The sequence below is a fragment of the Variovorax sp. OAS795 genome, from assembly GCF_040546685.1.
GTDB lineage: Bacteria > Pseudomonadota > Gammaproteobacteria > Burkholderiales > Burkholderiaceae_C > Variovorax.
Genome location: NZ_JBEPOH010000001.1, coordinates 4,706,845 through 4,726,114, shown reverse-complemented (window position 1 = coordinate 4,726,114; position 19,270 = coordinate 4,706,845). Strand labels below are relative to the sequence as shown.

Annotated in this window: 21 protein-coding genes; 5 read left to right on the top strand and 16 right to left on the bottom strand. The window is 67.9% G+C overall.

Annotated features, from left to right (window positions below):
• Positions 1-26 precede the first annotated feature (26 nt).
• From ABID97_RS22820 to ABID97_RS22770, 11 genes are all read right to left on the bottom strand, one after another.
• On the bottom strand, positions 27-1,931 hold the full coding sequence (locus ABID97_RS22820; RefSeq protein ID WP_354400955.1) for a branched-chain amino acid ABC transporter ATP-binding protein/permease: 1,905 nt from the start codon (positions 1,929-1,931) through the stop codon (positions 27-29).
• The gene (locus ABID97_RS22815; protein WP_354400953.1) at positions 1,928-2,956 is read right to left on the bottom strand and encodes a branched-chain amino acid ABC transporter permease; all 1,029 of its coding nucleotides are present in this window, start codon (positions 2,954-2,956) and stop codon (positions 1,928-1,930) included. The genes ABID97_RS22820 and ABID97_RS22815 overlap by 4 nt, the downstream gene beginning before the upstream one ends.
• A 104-nt stretch (positions 2,957-3,060) precedes the next feature.
• Positions 3,061-4,206 (bottom strand): ABC transporter substrate-binding protein, encoded by a 1,146-nt coding sequence (locus tag ABID97_RS22810; protein ID WP_354400952.1) that lies wholly within the window; start codon positions 4,204-4,206, stop codon positions 3,061-3,063.
• A 34-nt stretch (positions 4,207-4,240) separates the two neighbouring features.
• Complete coding sequence (gene paaE, locus ABID97_RS22805) at positions 4,241-5,344, bottom strand: 1,2-phenylacetyl-CoA epoxidase subunit PaaE (RefSeq protein WP_354400950.1); 1,104 nt, start codon at positions 5,342-5,344, stop codon at positions 4,241-4,243.
• 3 nt (positions 5,345-5,347) lie between these two features.
• Positions 5,348-5,878, bottom strand: a complete 531-nt coding sequence (paaD, locus tag ABID97_RS22800; protein ID WP_503012789.1) for a 1,2-phenylacetyl-CoA epoxidase subunit PaaD — start codon at positions 5,876-5,878, stop codon at positions 5,348-5,350.
• On the bottom strand, positions 5,875-6,654 hold the full coding sequence (gene paaC / locus ABID97_RS22795) for a 1,2-phenylacetyl-CoA epoxidase subunit PaaC (protein ID WP_354400948.1): 780 nt from the start codon (positions 6,652-6,654) through the stop codon (positions 5,875-5,877). Before paaC ends, paaD begins: the two co-directional genes overlap by 4 nt.
• A gap of 10 nt (positions 6,655-6,664) precedes the next feature.
• Positions 6,665-6,961, bottom strand: a complete 297-nt coding sequence (gene paaB / locus ABID97_RS22790; protein ID WP_157612645.1) for a 1,2-phenylacetyl-CoA epoxidase subunit PaaB — start codon at positions 6,959-6,961, stop codon at positions 6,665-6,667.
• Positions 6,958-7,971, bottom strand: a complete 1,014-nt coding sequence (gene paaA / locus ABID97_RS22785) for a 1,2-phenylacetyl-CoA epoxidase subunit PaaA (RefSeq protein WP_354400947.1) — start codon at positions 7,969-7,971, stop codon at positions 6,958-6,960. The genes paaB and paaA overlap by 4 nt, the downstream gene beginning before the upstream one ends.
• Positions 7,972-8,018: 47 nt before the next feature.
• Positions 8,019-9,335 carry a phenylacetate--CoA ligase PaaK gene (gene paaK / locus ABID97_RS22780; protein ID WP_354400946.1) on the bottom strand — a complete coding sequence of 439 codons (1,317 nt, stop codon included), beginning with the start codon at positions 9,333-9,335 and terminating at the stop codon, positions 8,019-8,021.
• Positions 9,336-9,346: 11 nt separating this feature from the next.
• Positions 9,347-9,790: a hydroxyphenylacetyl-CoA thioesterase PaaI gene (paaI, locus tag ABID97_RS22775; RefSeq protein ID WP_354400944.1), complete on the bottom strand. Its 444-nt coding sequence runs from the start codon at positions 9,788-9,790 to the stop codon at positions 9,347-9,349.
• Entirely contained in the window at positions 9,790-10,593 is an 804-nt protein-coding gene (locus ABID97_RS22770; protein WP_354400943.1) for an enoyl-CoA hydratase-related protein, read from the bottom strand. Before ABID97_RS22770 ends, paaI begins: the two co-directional genes overlap by 1 nt.
• A gap of 150 nt (positions 10,594-10,743) precedes the next feature.
• Here ABID97_RS22770 and ABID97_RS22765 point away from each other — a divergent pair, with 150 nt between their 5' ends.
• Both ABID97_RS22765 and ABID97_RS22760 read left to right on the top strand, forming a co-directional pair.
• The gene (locus ABID97_RS22765; protein WP_354400942.1) at positions 10,744-11,346 is read left to right on the top strand and encodes a phenylacetic acid degradation protein PaaY; all 603 of its coding nucleotides are present in this window, start codon (positions 10,744-10,746) and stop codon (positions 11,344-11,346) included.
• 66 nt (positions 11,347-11,412) lie between these two features.
• Entirely contained in the window at positions 11,413-12,078 is a 666-nt protein-coding gene (locus ABID97_RS22760; RefSeq protein WP_354400941.1) for a TetR/AcrR family transcriptional regulator, read from the top strand.
• On the opposite strand, the gene ABID97_RS22755 is transcribed toward ABID97_RS22760, so the two are convergent.
• Positions 12,060-12,863 (bottom strand): SDR family NAD(P)-dependent oxidoreductase, encoded by an 804-nt coding sequence (locus tag ABID97_RS22755; RefSeq protein ID WP_354400939.1) that lies wholly within the window; start codon positions 12,861-12,863, stop codon positions 12,060-12,062. The two genes, ABID97_RS22760 and ABID97_RS22755, sit on opposite strands and share 19 nt — an antisense overlap.
• A 143-nt stretch (positions 12,864-13,006) precedes the next feature.
• On the opposite strand from ABID97_RS22755, the gene ABID97_RS22750 reads away from it, so the two are divergent.
• Entirely contained in the window at positions 13,007-13,603 is a 597-nt protein-coding gene (locus tag ABID97_RS22750) for a TetR/AcrR family transcriptional regulator (protein ID WP_354400937.1), read from the top strand.
• Here the strand turns inward: ABID97_RS22750 and ABID97_RS22745 are convergent.
• From ABID97_RS22745 to ABID97_RS22730, 4 genes are all read right to left on the bottom strand, one after another.
• Entirely contained in the window at positions 13,587-14,624 is a 1,038-nt protein-coding gene (locus tag ABID97_RS22745) for a VWA domain-containing protein (RefSeq protein WP_354400936.1), read from the bottom strand. The two genes, ABID97_RS22750 and ABID97_RS22745, sit on opposite strands and share 17 nt — an antisense overlap.
• Positions 14,621-15,610 carry a DUF58 domain-containing protein gene (locus tag ABID97_RS22740; protein WP_354400934.1) on the bottom strand — a complete coding sequence of 330 codons (990 nt, stop codon included), beginning with the start codon at positions 15,608-15,610 and terminating at the stop codon, positions 14,621-14,623. The genes ABID97_RS22745 and ABID97_RS22740 overlap by 4 nt, the downstream gene beginning before the upstream one ends.
• 107 nt (positions 15,611-15,717) lie before the next feature.
• The gene (locus ABID97_RS22735; protein ID WP_354400933.1) at positions 15,718-16,731 is read right to left on the bottom strand and encodes an AAA family ATPase; all 1,014 of its coding nucleotides are present in this window, start codon (positions 16,729-16,731) and stop codon (positions 15,718-15,720) included.
• A 42-nt stretch (positions 16,732-16,773) separates the two neighbouring features.
• Entirely contained in the window at positions 16,774-17,781 is a 1,008-nt protein-coding gene (locus tag ABID97_RS22730; protein ID WP_354400932.1) for a S1C family serine protease, read from the bottom strand.
• Between the two features lie 91 nt (positions 17,782-17,872).
• Here ABID97_RS22730 and ABID97_RS22725 point away from each other — a divergent pair, with 91 nt between their 5' ends.
• Positions 17,873-18,733 (top strand): TatD family hydrolase, encoded by an 861-nt coding sequence (locus ABID97_RS22725; RefSeq protein ID WP_354400930.1) that lies wholly within the window; start codon positions 17,873-17,875, stop codon positions 18,731-18,733.
• Positions 18,734-18,865: 132 nt separating this feature from the next.
• Positions 18,866-19,258, top strand: coding sequence for a hypothetical protein (locus tag ABID97_RS22720; protein WP_354400928.1), 393 nt, complete (start codon positions 18,866-18,868; stop codon positions 19,256-19,258).
• Positions 19,259-19,270 lie beyond the last annotated feature (12 nt).

The window sequence follows — 19,270 nt, the reverse complement described above, 5'->3', positions numbered from 1 at the left end:
TAGCTTGGGGCGGCCCGGCGCGGCGCTCATCGCGTCTCCTCCAGCAGCTCGTCGTCGGCGCCGCCCAGGTAGGCTTCGAGCACGCGCGGGTTGGCCTGCACTTCGGCCGGGGTTCCGGTGGCAATCACGGTGCCGAACTCGAGCACCGTGATGCGGTCCGCCAGGTTCATGACGAATTCCATGTCGTGCTCCACCACGAGAATGCCGAGGCCTTCGGCGCGCAGCTGCCCCAGCAGCACGGAGAGCGCGCGCTTCTCCAGGTGCCGAAGGCCCGCGGCGGGCTCGTCGAGCAGCAACACCGAAGGCTGGCCGGCCAGCGCGCGCGCGATCTCGACCACGCGCTGCTGGCCCAGCGAGAGCGATGCGGCCGGCGTATCGGCCTGCGCACCCAGGCCGCAGCGCTCGATCTGGCGGCGGGCTTCGGCCATCAGTGCCGCTTCCTCCCCGCGGTCCAGCCGGAGCATGGCCGCGAGCCAGCCGCGCCTGGCGCGCAGGTGCGCGCCGAGCGCGACGTTCTCGGCCACGCTGCGCTGCCCGAGCAGGCGAACATGCTGGAAGGTGCGCCCGAGGCCGAGCGCGGCGAACACGCGCGAAGGCTTGCCCGTCATCGCCTGGTCCGCAAGCCGCACCTCGCCCGCGCTCGGGTCGTCCACGCCCGAGATCATGTTGAAGAAGGTGCTCTTGCCCGCGCCATTCGGTCCGATGAGCGCATGGATCTCGCCGGCCTTCAGCGTCATCGAGATCTCGTTGTTGGCCACGAGGCCGCCGAAGCGCTTGCTGACGCGGGTCGCCTGCAGCAGCACCTCGCCCTTGGCGGGCAGCTCGCGATGCGCAAGCCGCACGGTGGACGCGGCAGGCCGCGCGGTGCCGTCGTCGGCAGCGGCGTGCGGCCGCACCCAGCGGGCCGCGATGCGAGCCAGCGTGGGCCAGAGCCCCTCCGCGAAACGCTGCAGCACGAAGAGCATGAGCAGGCCGAACACGATCACTTCGAAGTTGCCGCTGCTGCCCAGCAACGAAGGCAGCACGTCCTGCAGCTTTTCCTTCAGCAGCGTGATGAGCGCGGCGCCCAGCACCGCGCCCCACAGGTGGCCCGCGCCGCCCACCACGGCCATGAACAGCAGCTCGATGCCGATGTTCAGGTTGAAGGGCGTCGGGTTCACGAAGCGCTGCAGATGCGCATAGAGCCAGCCGGACACCGCCGCCATCAGGGCAGCCAGCACGAAGAGCTTCACGCGGTGGCGCGCGGTGTCCACGCCCATCGATTCGGCCATGAGCCGCCCGCCCTTGAGCGCGCGGATGGCGCGGCCTTCGCGCGAATCGAGCAGGTTGTGCAGGGCCCAGAGCGCGAGCAGCAGCACGGTCCAGATCACCACGCCCAGTGCGCGCGGTGTCGCGAGCGAAAAGCCCGCGATGACGATGGGCGGCACCCCGGTGATGCCTGTCTGGCCGCCGAGGAAGTCCATGTTGCCGAACAGGTAGTACAGGCTCAGGCCCCAGGCGATCGTGCACAGCGGCAGGTAGTGGCCCTGCAGCTTGAGCGTGACGGCGCCCAGCGCCCATGCGAGCGCGAAAGTCAGCAGCAGGCCGAGCAGCAATCCCGCCCATGGCAGGAGTGCCGGTCCGAAGAGGCCGCCCAGCCACGCCGTGGCCGCGGGCGATGTGCAGATCCATGCGGTGGCGTAGGAGCCCACGCCGACGAAGGCGGCCTGGCCGAACGAGGTCATGCCGCCCACGCCGGTCAGCATGACGAGCCCGGCCGCGACCAGCGCATAGAGGCCGATGTTGCTGAGCACCGACACCGTGAACTCGGGCAGGAAGCCCCAGGACAGCGCCAGCAGCACGACGAGCACGAGCGTGAGCTGGCGCGGCGTGGCCAGCGGCTTGCCCGACGGCAGTGCGCTGGCCTCGATGGGATTGGAAGGCGCGCTCATTCCTCGTCCTCCACGTGGTGGCTGTGCAGCGAACGCCACCACAGCACGGGGATGATCAGCGTGAAGACCAGCACCTCCTTGAACGGGCTGGCCCAGAACGAGGCAAAGGCCTCGAGCTGCCCGACCAGGATTGCGCCCGCGAGCGCCAGCGGATAGCTCGCGAGCCCGCCCACGATGGCGGCGACGAAGCCTTTGAGGCCGATCAGGAAGCCGGTGTCGTAGTACACCGTGGTGAGCGGCGCAATGAGAAGGCCGGAGACCGCGCCGATGAGCGCCGCGAGCGCGAAGCTCAGGTCGCCGGACAGCTCCGTCGGAATGCCAGAGAGCCGCGCGCCCACGCGGTTGATGGCGGTGGCCCGCAGCGCCTTGCCGACCATCGAGCGGCCGAAGAAAAAGAACATCGCGATCACCAGCGCCAGCGTGATGCCCACCACCACCAGCGACTGACCGCTGACCGGAATGCCGCCGATGTCGAGCCGCTCTTCAGAGAACGCGGTGGTGCGGTAGCCCTCGGCACCGAAGAACAGCAGGCCCAGGCCCACCAGCACGCCATGCAGCGCCACCGAGACGATCAGCAGCATGAGCACGCTGGCATCGGCCAGCGGCCGGTAGGCAAGGCGATAGAGCAGCGGGCCGAGGGGCGCGATCAGCACCAGCGTGGTGAGGGCCTGGGCCGCCATCGAGGTCGGCTTGAGCCAGAGCACGAGCACGGAGGCCAGCGCCGGCAGTGCCACGCACCAGGTGAGCGCCGAGCCCCAGTCCACCACCGTGCCGCGCTTCCAGCGCCAGGCCTCGACCACCAGCACCATGGCCGCCAGTGCCACCAGCAGCCACAGCGTGGCCGGCACGCGGCCGGTCTGCAGCACGGCCATCGAGAGCGCGCCGAAGGCGACGAACTCGCCCTGGGGGATGAAGATGACGCGCGTGACGGAGAACACCAGCACCAGGGCGAGCGCCATCAATCCGTAGACGGCACCGTTCACGATGCCGTCCTGCCCCAGGAGCAGGGCGATCTGCAGATCCATAGAAATACCTTCGGGCCTGGCCCGTGTGTCGAATCAGTGTCCGGCGCTTGTGTTGCAGCCAGGCTTGTAGTGCGCCTCCCCTCGAAGGGGAGGCGCGGGACGGTTCAGGGCTGGTACTTCCAGGCGCCGTTCTCGATCTTGACCATCACGCGCGCACGCTGGTCCAGGCCCAGGTGGTCGTTGGCCGTCATGTTGAAGACACCGTGTGCGCCCGACACTTCCTTGACCTGCTCGAGCGCGTCGCGCAGCGCGGCGCGGAACTCGGGCGTGCCGGGCTGGGCCTTCTTGAGCGCAACCGGCACGGCCGAGGTCATCAAGAGGCCTGCGTCCCACGCATGTGCGCCGAAGGTCGACACCGTGTTCTTGCCGTTCGCCCCCTCGTAGGCCGTGACATAGGCCAGGGCCGATTTCTTCACCGGATGGCTCGCGGGCAGTTGCTCGGCCACCAGCACGGGGCCGGCGGGCAGGAAGGTGCCCTCCACGTCCTTGCCGCCGACGCGAAGGAAGTCGGCATTGGCCACGCCGTGGGTCTGGTACATCTTGCCGGCATAGCCGCGCTCCTTGAGCGTCTTCTGCGGCAGTGCGGCCGGCGTGCCCGAGCCCGCGACCAGCACCGCGTCGGCCTTGGCGGCCATGATCTTCAGTGCCTGGCCGGTCACCGAGGTGTCGGTGCGCGCGTAGCGCTCGTTGGCCACGATCTTGAGCTTCTTCAGGTCGGCCGCCTTGGCGAACTCCTGCGACCATCCTTCGCCGTAGGCATCGGAGAAGCCGATGAAGGCCACCGTCTTCACGCCGTTGGCGGCCATGTGCTCGGCAATGGCGAGCGACATCATGATGTCGTTCTGCGGCGTCTTGAAGACCCACTGCTTCTTGGCGTCCATCGGCTCGACGATGCGGGCCGAGGCGGCGATCGAGATCATCGGCGTCTTGGCTTCGCTCGCCACGTCGATCATCGCGAGCGAGTTGGGCGTGGTGGTCGAGCCCAGCACGATGTCGACCTTGTTCTCGGCGATGAGCTTGCGCGTGTTGGCCACGGCCGCCGTGGTGTCGGAGGCATCGTCCAGCACGATGTAGTTGATCTTCTGGCCCGCGATGGTCTTGGGCATCAGCGCGATGGTGTTCTTCTCGGGAATGCCGAGCGAAGCGGCAGGGCCCGTGGCCGAGAGCGTCACGCCGACGTTGATGTCGGCCCATGCGGCAACGGCGGTGGCGCACAGGGCGGCAATCAGCAGGGGCTTGAGGAATTTCATTTTGCTTTGTCTCCGGTTGAAAAATCGTTGTGCGTCAGCGTTCGTCGAACGACAGGGTCACGCGTTCGGTGAGCGGGTGTGCCTGGCAGGTCAGCACGAATCCGGCGGCGACTTCATTCTTGTCGAGCGCAAAATTTCTTTCCATGCGGACTTCCCCCTCCACCAGTTTTGCGCGGCAGGTGCCGCACACGCCGGAGGTGCAGGAGAACGGCACCTCGAGCCCTGCGGCCGATGCCGCATCCAGGATGCTCGGCTGTCCTTCGGTGAAGGTGATCTCGCGCTGGAGCCCATCGCGCACAATGGTGATGCGCGCCTGCTTGGCGTCGCCCGGAAGGGCCTCGTGCACCACCGCGCCCACCGCGCCCACCTCGCCGCTCGCTGCGCCCGCTGGCAGGGCGACGCCGAAGCGCTCGATGTGGATGCGCTCTTCGGGCACGCCCGCGGCAAGCAGCGCCGCCTCGGCTTCGTCGTTCATCTGGAAGGGGCCGCAGATGTAGACATGGTCGATGCTGGCGGCCGGCACCAGCGTGCCGAGGAACTCGCCGATCTTCTCGCGGTCCATCACGCCGAAGCCCAGCGGCGAATCGGTGTGCTCGTCGGAGAACACGTGCAGCAGCACCAGCCGCGTCATGTAGCGGTTCTTCAGGTCCTCGATTTCTTCCTTGAACATCGTGGATTGCAATTGCCGGTTGCCGTAGATCAGCGTGAAGCGGCTCCGGGGCTCGCGCGCCAGCACGGTCTTCATGATCGACAGGATCGGCGTGATGCCGCTGCCGCCGGCAATGCCGACATGGTGGCGCGCGGAGGCTGGCTCGATGGGCACGAAGAATCGGCCCTGCGGCGCCATCACCTGCACCGTGTCGCCGGGCTGCAGGTGCGCGTTGATCCAGTTGGAGAACACGCCGCCGCGAACCTTGCGCACGCCCACGCGCAGCTCGCCGTCGTCCAGGCCGGCGCAGATCGAATACGAGCGGCGCAGGTCCTGCCCGTCGATGTCGCCGCGCAAGGTGAGGTACTGGCCCTGCGTGAAGCCGAACACTTCGCGCAGTTCGGGCGGCACCTCGAACGAGACGACGACGGCCTCCGGGGTGTCGGGCTCGACAGCCTTCACGCGCAGCGGGTGGAATAGGGTGCTCATCGTCTAGATCGGCTTGAAATGTTCGAAGGGTTCGCGGCAGGCCATGCAGCGGTAGAGCGCCTTGCAGGCGGTGGAACCGAAGGCCGAGAGCCGCTCGGTGCGCTCGCTGTCGCAGCGCGGGCAGGCAATGCTCTTCTCGCGGCCTGCCATGCGGCCGAAGAGGCGGATGGGCATGGCGGTGCCGGCCGCCGCTTCGGGTGTGAGGTGGGCCGGTGGCGCGATGCCGTAGGTCTTGAGCTTGGCGCGGCCTTCCTCGCTGATCCAGTCGCTGCTCCAGGCTGGCGCGCGGCGCAAGGTGGTGCGTGCGCGGCCGAGGCCGGCGTGTTCGATGGCGGCGAGCACGTCGTGCGCGATGGCTTCCGTCGCTGGGCAGCCCGAGTAGGTGGGCGTGAGAACGATCTCGAGGCCGTCGTCGTGCTCGATCACTTCGCGCACGATGCCCAGGTCGCAGACCGACACGGCCGGCACTTCGGGATCGGGCACGGTGTGCAGCACGGCCCACGCCGAATCGGTGCGCGAGGCGACGGCGTTCACCACATGCCTCCCGGGTAGGAGCGCTGCAGGTGCTGCATCTCGGCCAGGATGTAGCCCATGTGCTCGCTGTGCACGCCCTTCTTGCCGGTGCTGCGGAAGCCGGTCTCCTTGGGCATGTCGAGGCCGGCCGCGTCGAGCACCTGCTGCATCTCGGCGAACCAGGGTTCGCGCAGTTCGCTCCAGGCCGGGCCGAGTCCGCTGGCGCTCGCGGCTTCGTCCACCGCATCGCTCTCGAACAGTTCGGGCACGTAGAGCCAGAGCTGCTTCAACGCACGCTCGGTGCGGCGGCGCGATTCATCGGTGCCGTCGCCCAGGCGCACCACCCAGTCGCCCGAGTGCTGCTGGTGGTAGCGTGCTTCCTTCACGGCCTTGCCGGCGATGGCGGCCACCTCGGCATCGCTCGATGCGGCAAGGCGTTGCCACAACAGCTTGAGCAGCGTCGAAACGATGGTGTTGCGCACCACGGCAAAGGCGAAATCGCCGCGCGGCAGTTCGACGAGCGTGAGGTTGAAGTAGTCGCGCTCGTCGCGGAGGTAGGCGAGCTGGTCTTCGTCGTGCGCACGGCCTTCGCCCTCGAGCTGGCCGGCGTGCGTGAGCAGCGCGCGGGCCTGGCCGACGAGGTCGAGTGCGATGTTGGCCATCGCGATGTCTTCCTCCAGCACAGGCGCATGGCCGCACCATTCGCCGAGCCGTTGCGCGAGCACCAGGCAGGTGTCGCCGATGCGCAGAAGGTATTGCACGGCGGGCGTGCGGTTGAGTTCTATCGATGCTTGCATGGCGCGCCGCTCACATGTGGTCCACGGACTTGGGCAAGGCATAGAACGTCGGATGGCGGTACACCTTGTCTTCCGCCGGATCGAAGAACATGTCCTTGTCCCCCGGGTCGCTGGCCACGATCTGGTCCGAGCGCACCACCCAGATGCTGCTGCCTTCCTGGCGGCGCGTGTAGACGTCGCGTGCCATCTGGATCGCCATCTTCGGGTCGGCCGCATGCAGGCTGCCGCAATGCTTGTGGTCGAGGCCGGCCTTGCTGCGCACGAACACTTCCCACAGGGGCCACTCTTGTTTCTGTTCGGCGCTCATGCGGCCTCCTTCATCGGTTGCTTGTTGGCATGGGCCATGGCGGCTTCGCGCACCCACGCGCCTTCTTCCCAGGCGTCCACCCGGGCCTGCAGGCGCTCTCGGTTGCATGGGCCGTCGCCGCCGATCACGCGCCAGAATTCGCTCCAGTCGATGGCGCCGAAGTCGTGCGCCTGCCGCTCTTCGTTCCACTTCAGGTCGGGGTCGGGCAAGGTCACGCCGAGGATGCGTGCCTGCTCCACGGCGGCGTCGACGAACTTCTGGCGAAGCTCGTCGTTGCTGAAGCGCTTGATGCCCCAGCGCATCGATTGCGCGGAGTTGGGCGACTGGTCGTCCGGCGGGCCGAACATCATGATCGAGGGCCACCACCAGCGGTTCACCGCGTCCTGCACCATGGCTTTCTGCGCCGCGGTGCCGTGCGTCATCATCGTCAGCAGCGCCTCATAGCCCTGGCGCTGGTGAAAGCTCTCTTCGCGGCAGATGCGGATCATGGCGCGCGCATACGGCGCATATGAGCAGCGGCAGATCGGCACCTGGTTCATGATGGCCGCGCCGTCCACCAGCCAGCCGATGGTGCCCATGTCGGCCCATGTCAGCGTGGGGTAGTTGAAGATCGAGCTGTACTTGGCCTTGCCGCTGTGCAGCGCGTCGAACATCTGGTCGCGCGAGGTGCCCAGCGTCTCGGCCGCGGCATACAGGTAGAGGCCGTGGCCGCCTTCGTCCTGCACCTTGGCCAGCAGGATCGCCTTGCGCTTGAGCGTGGGCGCACGGCCGATCCAGTTGCCCTCGGGCAGCATGCCGACAATCTCGGAATGCGCGTGCTGGCTGATCTGGCGTACCAGTGTCTTGCGGTAGTGCTCGGGCATCCAGTCTTTCGCCTCGATGAAGTCGCCGGCGTCGATGTGCGCGTCGAAGCGTTCCTCGAGCCGCATCTCGTCGGCCGAGCGCACGGCTTTCTTCTTGCCGTCGTCGCCGGCGTCCTTGCCCATGGTGTCCATTGCCTGGGTGTACATGTGCGTGTCCTTTGTCTGCAAAGAGGTTGATGAACCGCGCGCGGCGCTCAGCGCGGGCGCATGTCGATCACGCGGCGGGCCTTGCCGGTCTGCGTGCGTTCGATGGAATCGGGGTCGAACACGCGCACGGTGGTCGAGATGCCGACCAGCGTCTTCACGCGCTCCTGCACCCAGGCGGCGATCGCCTGGCGTTCGGCTTCGTTGCTGGCGCCGTTGCGGTGGTCGAGCTCGCAGTGAACCTCGACCTCGTCGAGTGGACCGTCCCGGCGCACGTGCACCTGGTAGATGCCCGAGAGGCGCTCGTGCGCGAGCACGATTTCTTCCACCTGCGTGGGAAAGACGTTGACGCCGCGGATGATCATCATGTCGTCGCTGCGCCCGACGATCTTGCCCATGCGGCGGAACGCGCGCGAGGTGGGCGGCAACAGGCGCGTGAGGTCGCGCGTGCGGTAGCGCACGATGGGCATGGCCTCCTTGCTGAGCGAGGTGAAGACCAGTTCGCCTTCTTCGCCGTCGGCCTTCGGCTCGCCGGTGTCGGGGTCGATGATCTCGGGGTAGAAGTGGTCTTCCCAGATCACCGGGCCGTCCTTGCTCTCGACGCATTCACTGGCCACCCCGGGGCCCATCACTTCGGACAGGCCGTAGATGTCGACGGCGTCGATGCCGGCCTTGCCTTCGATGTCGCGGCGCATCGCCTCGGTCCACGGTTCGGCGCCGAAGATGCCGATCTTGAGCGAGCTGTCTTTCGCATCGAGGCCCTGGCGCTCGAACTGCTCGATGATCACCTGCATGTAGCTGGGCGTGACCATGATGATGTCGGGCTTGAAGTCCTGGATCAGCTGGACCTGCTTCTCGGTCTGGCCGCCCGACATCGGAACCACGGTGCAGCCCGCGCGCTCGGCGCCATAGTGCGCGCCCAGGCCGCCGGTGAAGAGTCCGTAGCCGTACGCCACGTGGACCATGTCGCCGGGCCGCCCGCCTGCCGCCCGGATCGAGCGCGCGACGAGGCCGGCCCAGGTGTCGATGTCCTTCAGCGTGTAGCCCACCACCGTCGGCTTGCCGGTGGTGCCCGACGACGCATGGATGCGCGCCACCTGCGCGCGCGGCACGGCGAACATGCCGAAGGGATAGTTGTCGCGCAGGTCGCTCTTCACCGTGAACGGAAACCTCGACAGGTCGGCGAGCGACTTGAGGTCTTCAGGGTGCACGCCCTTGGCATCGAAGGCCTTGCGGTAGTGCGGCACGTTGTCGTAGGCACGCTGGAGCGTGGCGCGAAGGCGCCGGACCTGCAGTGCGGTGATCTCGTCGCGGCTCGCGGTTTCGATGGGCTCGAGCTCGCCCGGTGCGGGGTGTCTGGCTGTCATGGATGGTCTCCTCAGGCGGCCACGGCGGGGCGGCCCCTGGCGGTATACGAACGGCCGCGGAACATCGCGATGCGTTCGCCGCGCTGGTTGGTGATTTCGGTGTCGTACACGCCCGTGCGGCCGGCCTTCGAAACCTCGAAGCAGCGCGCGGTGAGCACGTCGCCCTCGCGTGCCGGCGCGATGAAGTCGATCGAGAAGCCCGAGGCCACCGTGAGTTCGTCGTACGAGTTGCAGGCGAAGGCAAAGGTGGAATCGGCCAGCGTGGCCATGAAGCCGCCGTGGCAGATGGCGTGGCCGTTGAGCATGTCGGTGCGCACGCGCATCTCGAGCGTGGCCTGGCCCGGAGCGATCTCGACGATGCGCATGCCGAGGCCCTTGCTCGCGTTGTCGTTCGCGAACATGCCGTCGCGCACGTATTCGGCGGTTTGCTGGGGTGTGCGGGTCGTGCCGGTCATCAGCGGTCCTTGAACACCGGCGCGCGTTTGGCGCGGAAGGCCTCGACGCCTTCGCGGTAGTCGTTGGCGTTGCCCAGGTCGCGTTGGATGCGGGCTTCTTCGCCGAGTGCGGCTTCGAGGCCCATGTCCTGCGCCGCGGCCATGGCCTCGCGCGTGGCGACCAACGCACGGGTCGGCATGGCGGCCAGCTTCAGCGCCAGGGCGGCCACCGTTTCGGCCAGCGCCGCGTCGTCCACGCACTGCCAGATCAAGCCGATGCGCGCGGCTTCTTCGGCGGGCAGCTTGTCGCCCAGCATCGCGATGCCCAGCGCGCGCGCCGAGCCCACGAGGCGCGGCAGCAGCCAGGTGCCGCCGGTGTCGGGCAGGAGCCCGATCTTGGTGAAGGCCTGGATGAAGCTCGCCGAACGCGCGGCCACGACGAGGTCGCAGCACAGCGCGATGTTGGCGCCCGCTCCGGCGGCCACGCCGTTGACGGCTGCAATCACCGGCACCGGCATCGAGCGCAGGCGGGCGACCAGTGGGGCGTAGTAGGTGGAGATGACGTGGCCCAGGTCCTTGGGCGCGGCACCGGGCGTCGGGTCGGGCGCGACCGACGGGTCGGCCAGGTCCTGTCCGGCGCAGAAGCCGCGGCCGGCACCTGTAAGCACGAGGCAGCGCACGCCTTCGTCCTGTGCGGCAAGGTCGAGCGCCGCCATCAGTTCGGCATGCAGCTCGGTCGTGAAGCTGTTGAGCGCCGCGGGGCGGTTGAGGCGCAAGGTGCGAACCGGACCGTCGTTGCTGGTGAGAACTGAAGGTTCTGGCATGGGCTGTCTCTCATCCGAAGGGGTGGGGGTCGATCAACATGCAAACACTATTGACCGACCGGACGGTAGATTTTAAGATCGTCGGCGATGACCGCACAAGCGGGTTGGTTCGGGGTAAACCCTGGGCCGCCTCAAAAGGAGACCGACCGAATGCCCAGCTACTCCATCGACGGCGTGATCCCCGTCGTCGACCCCACGGCCTACGTGCACCCCAGCGCCGTCTTGATCGGCGATGTGATCGTCGGCCCCGGCTGCTACGTGGGCCCCTGCGCGAGCTTGCGCGGCGATTTCGGCCGGATCGTGCTGCAGGAGGGCTCCAACGTGCAGGACCACTGCTGCATCCATGGCTTTCCCGACCAGGACACGGTGGTCGAGGTCAATGGCCACATCGGCCATGGCGCGATCCTGCACAGCTGCGTGGTGCGGCGCGACGCACTGGTCGGCATGAACGCGGTGGTGATGGACGAGGCCGAGATCGGCGAGCAGGCCATCGTGGCGGCCTGCGCCTTCGTGCCGGCCGGCATGAAGGTGCCGGCGCGCTCGCTGGTGGCGGGCATTCCGGCCAAGCTGAAGAAGATGCTCAGCGACGAGGAAATTGCCTGGAAGCTCGAAGGCACGCAGACCTACCAGGCGCTCACCGTGCGCAGCCTCGCGAGCCTGCATGAAGTCGCGCCGCTCGCGCAGGTGGAACCCGGACGGCCGCGCCTGCCCGCGACCGAGGTGCGCTCGCTGATCGCGACGCGGCGCGGCTAGCCCGGCGCGCTTCATGCAAGATCGAGGGTTGCCCGCAACTGCCCATCCAGGAAGAAAGAACACCCGATGCCGCGTGGAAGATCCGCCACCTACGACGACCAGCGCGAACTGATCCTCGCCCAGGCCGCCCAGCTGTTCGCGCGCCGCGGCTATCCGGCCACGTCGATGAACCAGGTGGCCGAGGCCTGCAACCTCTCCAAGGCCACGCTCTATCACTACTACCGGGACAAGAGCAGCCTGCTGATCAGCATTGCCGAGACGCACGTCTCGCGGCTGGCCGCACTGGTGGCCGAGGAAGAGGCCTCGATCCACACCGATGAAGAGCGGTTGCGCCGCTTCATCTACCGCATCGTCGAGGAATACGCGGGCGCCCAGGATGCGCATCGCGTGCTGACCGACGACGTGCGCTTTCTGGAGGAAGCCGACCGCGAGCGCGTGCTCGACCAGGAGCGCCAGGTGGTCGCGGGCTTTGCGCGCGCGGTGTCCGCCCTGCGGCCGGGCGCGCCGAGCGACGACCTTGCCAAGCCGCTGACCATGCTGCTGTTCGGCATGATCAACTGGATGTTCACCTGGATGAAGCCCGGCGGACGGCTCGACCACGCGACGATCGCACCGATCGTGGCCGACCTGTTCCTGGGCGGCATCGGCGCCGTGAAGTCACCGGACCCCGCGGCCATGGCCGCGCCGGTCCAGGCGGCCGATCAAGCCGCCGATCAGGCCGCCGCCAGATAACGCGCCGCCGGCTTGCCGGACTGCGAAGCACCGAACAGCTCGAGGCTCGCACCGGTGAAGCGGGCGAGAAGGGCGGCGTCGTTCACCGACGGCATCGTGATCGCCTCGCCCAGGTCGAGGCCGGCCAGCGCGGCGTCGACGCAATCGTCCGCCTGCATGACCGTGCCTTCGGCCAACGCCGAGACCGGCACGCCGGAGAGCTCCCAGAGGTCGGTGGCGGTGGCCGCCGGCAGCACCAACTGCACCTTCACGCCCGTGCCCGCCACTTCTTCCTGCAACCCGCGGGTGAATGCCGCCACGAAGGCCTTGGTGCCGCTGTAGATGCTGCTGATCGGCAGCGTGTGCACGCCCAGCACCGAGCCGATGTTCACCAGCGTGCCCTGGCCTTTCGCCTTGAAGGCGGTCAATGCGGCGTGGCTCAGGTGCGTGAGGGCGTTGATGTTCACGTCCAGCATGTTCTGCAGCTGCGCGCCCGTGGTCTGCGCGACCGGCGCGAGCGTCGAGACGCCGGCGTTGTTGACCAGCAAAGCGATCGACGGATCGGCGGCCACCGCGTGGGTGACGCGTTCGAGGTCGGCAGGGGCGGCCAGGTCGGCCGCCAGCGTCTGCACTTTGACGCCGTACCGGGCGCGCAGGGCGGCGGCGACTTCTTCCAGCAGGTCGGCGCGCCGCGCCACCAGCAGCAGGTCATGGCCGCGGCGGGCCAGGCGGTCCGCATAGATCTTGCCGAGGCCGGCCGATGCGCCGGTGACGACGGCGGTGCCGAGGGTTGCTTGTTCGCTCATTTGAAATCCATTCAGAGAAGTTGGGTTGGAAGACCGGCTGATTGCAAGCATGATGACCATCATGTTTGAAGTGGCGAAGCATGATGGTTATCATGCTTAACGTCAAGCCGCTCCCGAAGTACCCCGGAACAGAAAGAGGTCGCATGCGATACCCCGCAGCAGAAACCGCCGAAAAGCACCAGAAGATCCTTGCCGAGGCTTCGCGCCTTTTCAAGGAGCGCGGCTTCGATGGCGTGAGCGTGAGCGAGATCATGAAAGCCACGGGCCTCACGCACGGGCCGTTCTACAACCACTTCGACTCGAAGGAGGCGCTGATGGCGGAATGCATCGCCTTCGCCGGGGATGCGGCGCTGGCCGACCTCGATGCGGCCGGCGAGACGCCCGAAGGCATGCGCGCCTATGTGCGCAACTATCTCAGCCCCGAGCACCGCGACTCGCGCGCCGATGGCTGCCTGTTGGCTGCGTTTGCCGCGCACGCGGGCCAGCCGGGCAGCGAGCGGAGCGTGGGAACGCCGTTGACGGTGTACCTGAAGCTGGCCATCGGCCGCTTTGCCAGCAACTTTCCGTGGCGATCGAAGAAGAACGCCCGGGCCGACGCGATCCGCACGCTGGCCTCGATGTATGGCGGAGTGGTGCTGGCGCGCGCCGTGGACGACGCGGCCTTGTCCGAAGAGATCCTGCGCGAGGTGCTGGCCGGCCTTCCCGCCGGCGCCAAGGCCTCGGCTAGAGAATCCGGTTGAACCAGAGCAGCGACAGCCCCGCCGACAGCAGCGTGAGAATGGCCGCGCCCAGCGCGAAGAGCGCGGAGATCTCGGTTTCCTTTTTCTCGACCGTGAGCCGGGAGCTCAGCGTCTCGTAGACCTTCTTCAGATCGGCCGCGGTGCCGGCGTAGAAGTATTCGGCCTGGGTCTTGTTGGCCACGGCCTTGAGCGTTTCCTCGTCGAGCCGCACGCGCATCGACCAGCCCTCGAAGCCGATGGTCTCGCCGTCCACCGTGCCTACGCCCACCGTGTAGATGCGCACGCCGCGATCCGCCGCGGCCTTGGCGGCATCGAGCGGATCGACGCCGGTGGTGCGCTGGCCGTCGGTCAGCATGATGATCGCGGCCGAGGTGTAGGAACCCGGCGCCACCGGGGTGAACTCCTTCGCCTGCTTCTCCGTCTGGTCGATGGGCGTGCCGCGCTGGCGGCTCGGCGCGCTGAACTGCGACACGTCGATGCCCGCATCGGGGAACAGGGTGGCGAGCGAGACCACGATCGCATTGCCCGTGGCCGTGGCGCGCTGCAGCTGGAAGCTGTCGATCGCGGTCACCAGGTCGTCGTGGTTGGTGGTGGGCAATTGCGCCACCTGCGCGCTGCCCGCGAAGGCGACGATGCCGACTTTGACGTGGCGCGGCAGGTCCTTGATGAAAGTCTTGGCCGCCTCCTGGGCCGCGACCAGGCGGTTGGGCAGCACGTCGGCCGCGCGCATGCTGCCGGACACGTCCATCGCGAGGATGATGGTCTGCTGGTTCGACGGCAGCATCACCACGGCCATGGGCCGCGCGGCGGCCACCAGCATGGCGGCCATGGCCAGCAGGAACAGGAAGGGCGGAATGTGCCGCCGGATGCTCTGGCCGGCGCCCATGGCCTCGCGCACGATCGAGAGGCTGGCATAGCGCACCGCCAGCTTCTTCTTGCGGCGGATCAGCCAGATGTAGAGCAACACCAGGAGCGGCAGTGCCGCCAGCAGCCAAAGGAATTGAGGCCAGAGAAAGGTCATGCTGCCACCGCCTTCACTGCGCTGGAGCCGATGCGCGTGCGGCGCTTGCGCATGTCGGCAAAACGAACGATGGCTTCCACCAGGTCGTCGCTGGTCGAAAGCTCGAGTGCGTCGACGCCCGCCTTCGCGAGCGATGCGCGCAACGTGGCTTCGCGTTCGGCCGCCAAGCGGGCAAAGCGCTTGCGAAAGCCCGCGTCATGGGTGTCGACCCAGAGCTGCTCGCCGGTCTCGGCATCGCGCAGCGGCACCAGGCCGAGATCGGGCAGCTCGAGTTCCAGCGGGTCGAACAGCCGCACGGCAATGACCTCATGGCGCTGCACCAGCTGGCCGAGCGGGCGCTCCCAGCCGGGCTCGCTGAGAAAGTCGGACACCACGAACACCGTGGAGCGGCGCGGCATCAGCGTGCCGGCGGATTTGAGCAGGTCGGCCAGCCGCGTCATGCCTTTCTGGCTGGGCGCGGCCTCGATCCTGTCGGCGCGGCGCTCCATGGCGTGCAGCAGGTGCAGCACATGGCGGCGGCCGCTGCGCGGCGGGATCACCGCTTCGAGATCGGTGCCGTAGACCAGCGCGCCCACGCGGTTGCCGTGGCGCGTGAGCAGGCGAGCCAGCACGCCGACGAAGCCGGCCGAGATCTCGCGCTTGGCCTTCTGGCCCGAACCGAAATCGACCGAGCGGCTCAGGTCGAGGACGAACCACGCGGACATCTCGCGGTCTTCGGTGAAGACGCGCACGTGCGGCGTCTGCAGCCGCGCCGTCACGTTCCAGTCGATGTGGCGCACGTCGTCGTGGTGCTGGTATTCGCGCAGGTCCGCCAGGTCGAGCCCGGTGCCGCGCATCAGCGTGCGGTAGTCGCCCTGCAGCAGGCCGTCCAGGCGCCGGATCACCGTCCATTCGAGCCGCCGCAGCGCACGCTCCGCCCCGCCGGCCTCCGCGATGAGCCGTTCGTCGTTGGCGGCCGCGGGGGCCTTACGCCACCAGCTTTTCATATGGACCGGGGAACACCGCGGAACCGGCTTTGCCGGGCCGCTGGTGTTGCCCCCTCGAGGGGGGAGTCGAGCTACACGAAGTGAGCGAGGGACGGGGGTGGGTCATCTCATGCCACCAGCTTTTCATGTTCGAGCGGTTTTGGAGGAGCGGGGACGGCCTTCATGATCTTCTCGATCAGGCTGTCGGGCGTGAGCCCCTCGGACAAGCCTTCGTAGGAAAGCGTCACGCGATGGCGCAGCACGTCGGGCACCAGCGCGGTCATGTCCTCGGGCAGCGCGTAGCTTCGGCCGCGCAGCAGCGCCAGCGCGCGGGCGCCCTCGGTGAGGCTGATGCTGGCGCGGGGGCTGGCACCGAAGGTGATGAAGCGCTGCATGTCCTTCAGGCCGTGCCGGTCGGGCGTGCGCGTGGCCGAGACCAGCTTCACGGCGTACTGGATGAGCGAGGGATCGACGTACACGCGCCGGGCCTCGGCCTGCAGCGCGGCAAGCTGCTCGGTGGTGGCGACCGGGTTGGCCTGGACCTGCGGGCCGATCACGCGCTGGACGATGACGAACTCTTCCTCGTCGCTCGGGTAGTCGACCAGCACCTTCATCATGAAGCGGTCGACCTGCGCCTCGGGCAGGGGGTAGGTGCCTTCGGTCTCGATGGGGTTCTGCGTGGCCATGACCAGGAACGGCCGCGGCACCCGGTGCGTTTCGCCGGCAATGGTGACCTGGCGCTCCTGCATCACCTCGAGCAGTGCGCTCTGCACCTTGGCCGGGGCGCGGTTGATTTCGTCGGCCAGCAGCAGGTTGGCGAACACCGGCCCGAGCGAGGTGCTGAACTCGCCGGTCTTCTGGTTGTAGATGCGCGTGCCCACCAGGTCGGCCGGCACCAGGTCGGGCGTGAACTGGATGCGCTTGAACTGGCCGCGCACGGTGTCGGCCAGCGTCTTGACGGTGAGCGTTTTTGCCAATCCCGGCACGCCCTCGACCAGCAGGTGGCCGCCCGCGAGCATGCCGACCATCACGCGCTCCAGGAAGCGGTCCTGGCCCACCACCACCCGCTTGACCTCGTAGAGGATCTGCTCCATCAGCTCGGCCGTGGCGGTAGAGGTGGAAAAAGGGGTCTCGGTGCTCATGCGATGGTCTCTCTGGATGAACGATCGAAGGGCGGGGCGGTGTCAGAAGGGCGGCGAACCTGCGGCCGACGCCGCGTTTTCGATCGGCACTGCAAATCCGATGCCAATGAAGGTGCGCTGCTGCGTCGGGTTGAGGATGGCGGTGACGATGCCGAGCACCTCGCCGTCCATGTTGATGAGCGGGCCGCCGGAATTGCCCGGGTTGGCCGCGGCGTCGAACTGGATCAGGTTGCCCAGTTCCTGCTTGCCCTCGGGCGAGCGGAACGAGCGCTTGAGGCCCGAGACCACGCCGGCCGATACCGACGGCCCGATGCCGAACGGAAAGCCGACCGCGGCCACCTGGTCGCCGGGCTGCAGGTCGGCGGTCGAGCGCATCACGGCCGGAATGAGGTCGTCGGGAATCTTCTGGGCCTGCAGCACCGCGAGGTCGTTCTCGGGCTGCACGCCGGTGATGGTGGCCACGGCTTCGAGGCCATCGGAGAACGTGACCTTGATGGTCTCCGCGCCGGCCACCACATGAAGGTTGGTCAGGATCACGCCCTTGTCGACGATGACCACGCCGGTCCCCACGCCGCGCTCGACCTCGCCCGGCGGCGCATCGGCTTCGGGCGGCTTGCCGTTGGCAAGATTGCGCCCGCGCTTCTGGGTCTTGGCCTCGGGCGTGGCTTTCTCGGGGCCGTAGCCGACCACGCGCACGACGGAGGGACGCACGATCTCGGCCGCCTTGGCCGCGGGAGAGGGGAGGGTATTGGTCTGCAGCGTGCGCAGCACGGCCGCGTCGATGTCCTTCTGCGTGAGGGCCTTGGCACCATGCCGGGGCCACCACGCGGCGCCGCCGGCCGCGAGTGCGGCGCTCAGCACGACGGAGATTGCAAAAGTGCGCCGGCCGGGCTGCCAGCCCGGCTTGCCGGGCCGCGGAGCAACGGGGGGCGCGGGAGGGGCGCCATCGCCCCCGCCCCCGGATGCGGGCACGGCAGCCTGGTCGGCACGAGGGTCGACCGCTTGCGGCTGCGTGCCGGGCGAACGGCTGTACAAAGCGGGCCTGCGCATCGGGGCACCTCCGGCAAGGGATGACGGGTGATCAGGGAGTCACAGTAGCACGCTTTCTTCTGCCTTGCATCCCTTCGGGCATCATCTCGCCATGGCTGTATTCATCGATACCCACTGCCACCTCGATGCGCCCGAATTCGGTGCGGAGATGCCGGTCATCCGCGCGCGGGCGGCCGAGCGGGGCGTGGCACTGTGTGTCATTCCTGCAGTGGCCGTCTTCAACTTTGGCACCGTGCGCGAGCTCGCGCGGGTGCAGGGCGACGCCTATGCGCTCGGCATCCACCCGCTGTGCACCGGCGATGCGCAGGCGTCCGACCTGGAGGCGCTCGATGCCGAACTTTCCTTGCACCGCGGCGACCCGCGGCTGGTCGCGGTCGGCGAGATCGGGCTCGACTATTTCGTCGCAGGCCTCGACAGCGACAAGCAGGCGCATTTCTTTCACACTCAGTTGCAACTCGCGCGCAAGCACGACCTGCCCGTGCTGATCCATGTCCGCCGGTCGGTCGACAAGGTGCTCAAGCACTTGCGGCAAACGGCGGGCGGCCGGCCATGGCGCGGCATTGCCCATGCATTCAACGGCAGCGAGCAGCAGGCCAACGCCTGCATCGACATCGGCTTGAAGCTGGGCTTCGGCGGCGCCGTGACCTTCGAGCGCGCGTTGCAGCTGCGGCGGCTGGCCGCCACGCTGCCGCTCGATTCGCTGGTGATGGAAACCGATGCGCCAGACATCCAGCCGCACTGGATCTACCGCACGCAAGCGCAGCGCACGGCCGGTGAGCCGCAGGGCCGCAACGAACCCGGCGAGCTGCCGCGCATCGCCGAAGTGGTGGCGCAATTGCGCGGCATCGGCATCGACGAACTGGCCGCGGCCACGACGAAAAACGCGTTCCACGCCATGCCTCGGCTCGAAAGTCTTCTCGCTTTGTCGGAAGGCCGGCCGCACCACGCGTAGGCCGAGGCGCCGTCTTGCGCTTGCGCAGCCGGGCCCTCGATTTTTGCTGTCATCCTTGCTGCTCGAAGTGCCGTTGCTTGTTCAGTGGCAAGTCCGCCACTCCGACAATCCATCCAAAAAAGGAGTTCTCAGATGCCCACAACTTTCGTTCGCACCCTGCCCGTCGTGCTTGCTCTCGCCCTCGCTTCCATCGGCGTGTCCGCCGTGGCACAGACCGCCACCCCGGCCACCGCCGAACCCACCACCACCGAGAAGGTGAAGGAAGCCGGCAAGGACGCGGTCGATGCGACCAAGACGACGACCAAGAAGGCCGTGAACGCCACCGAGCGCGGCACCAAGAAGGCCTGGAACGCGACCAAGCGCACCACCAAGAAGGCCACGCACGCCACCAAGAACGTGGCCGTCAAGACGGGCGACGCGATCGAGACCGCCGGCCACAAGACCGCCGACGGCATGCGCAGCACCGGCAAGGCCATCGGCGAAAAGATCCCTGGCACGGCGGAAAACGAAGCCGCCAAGAAGTAATTGGCGCCCGCC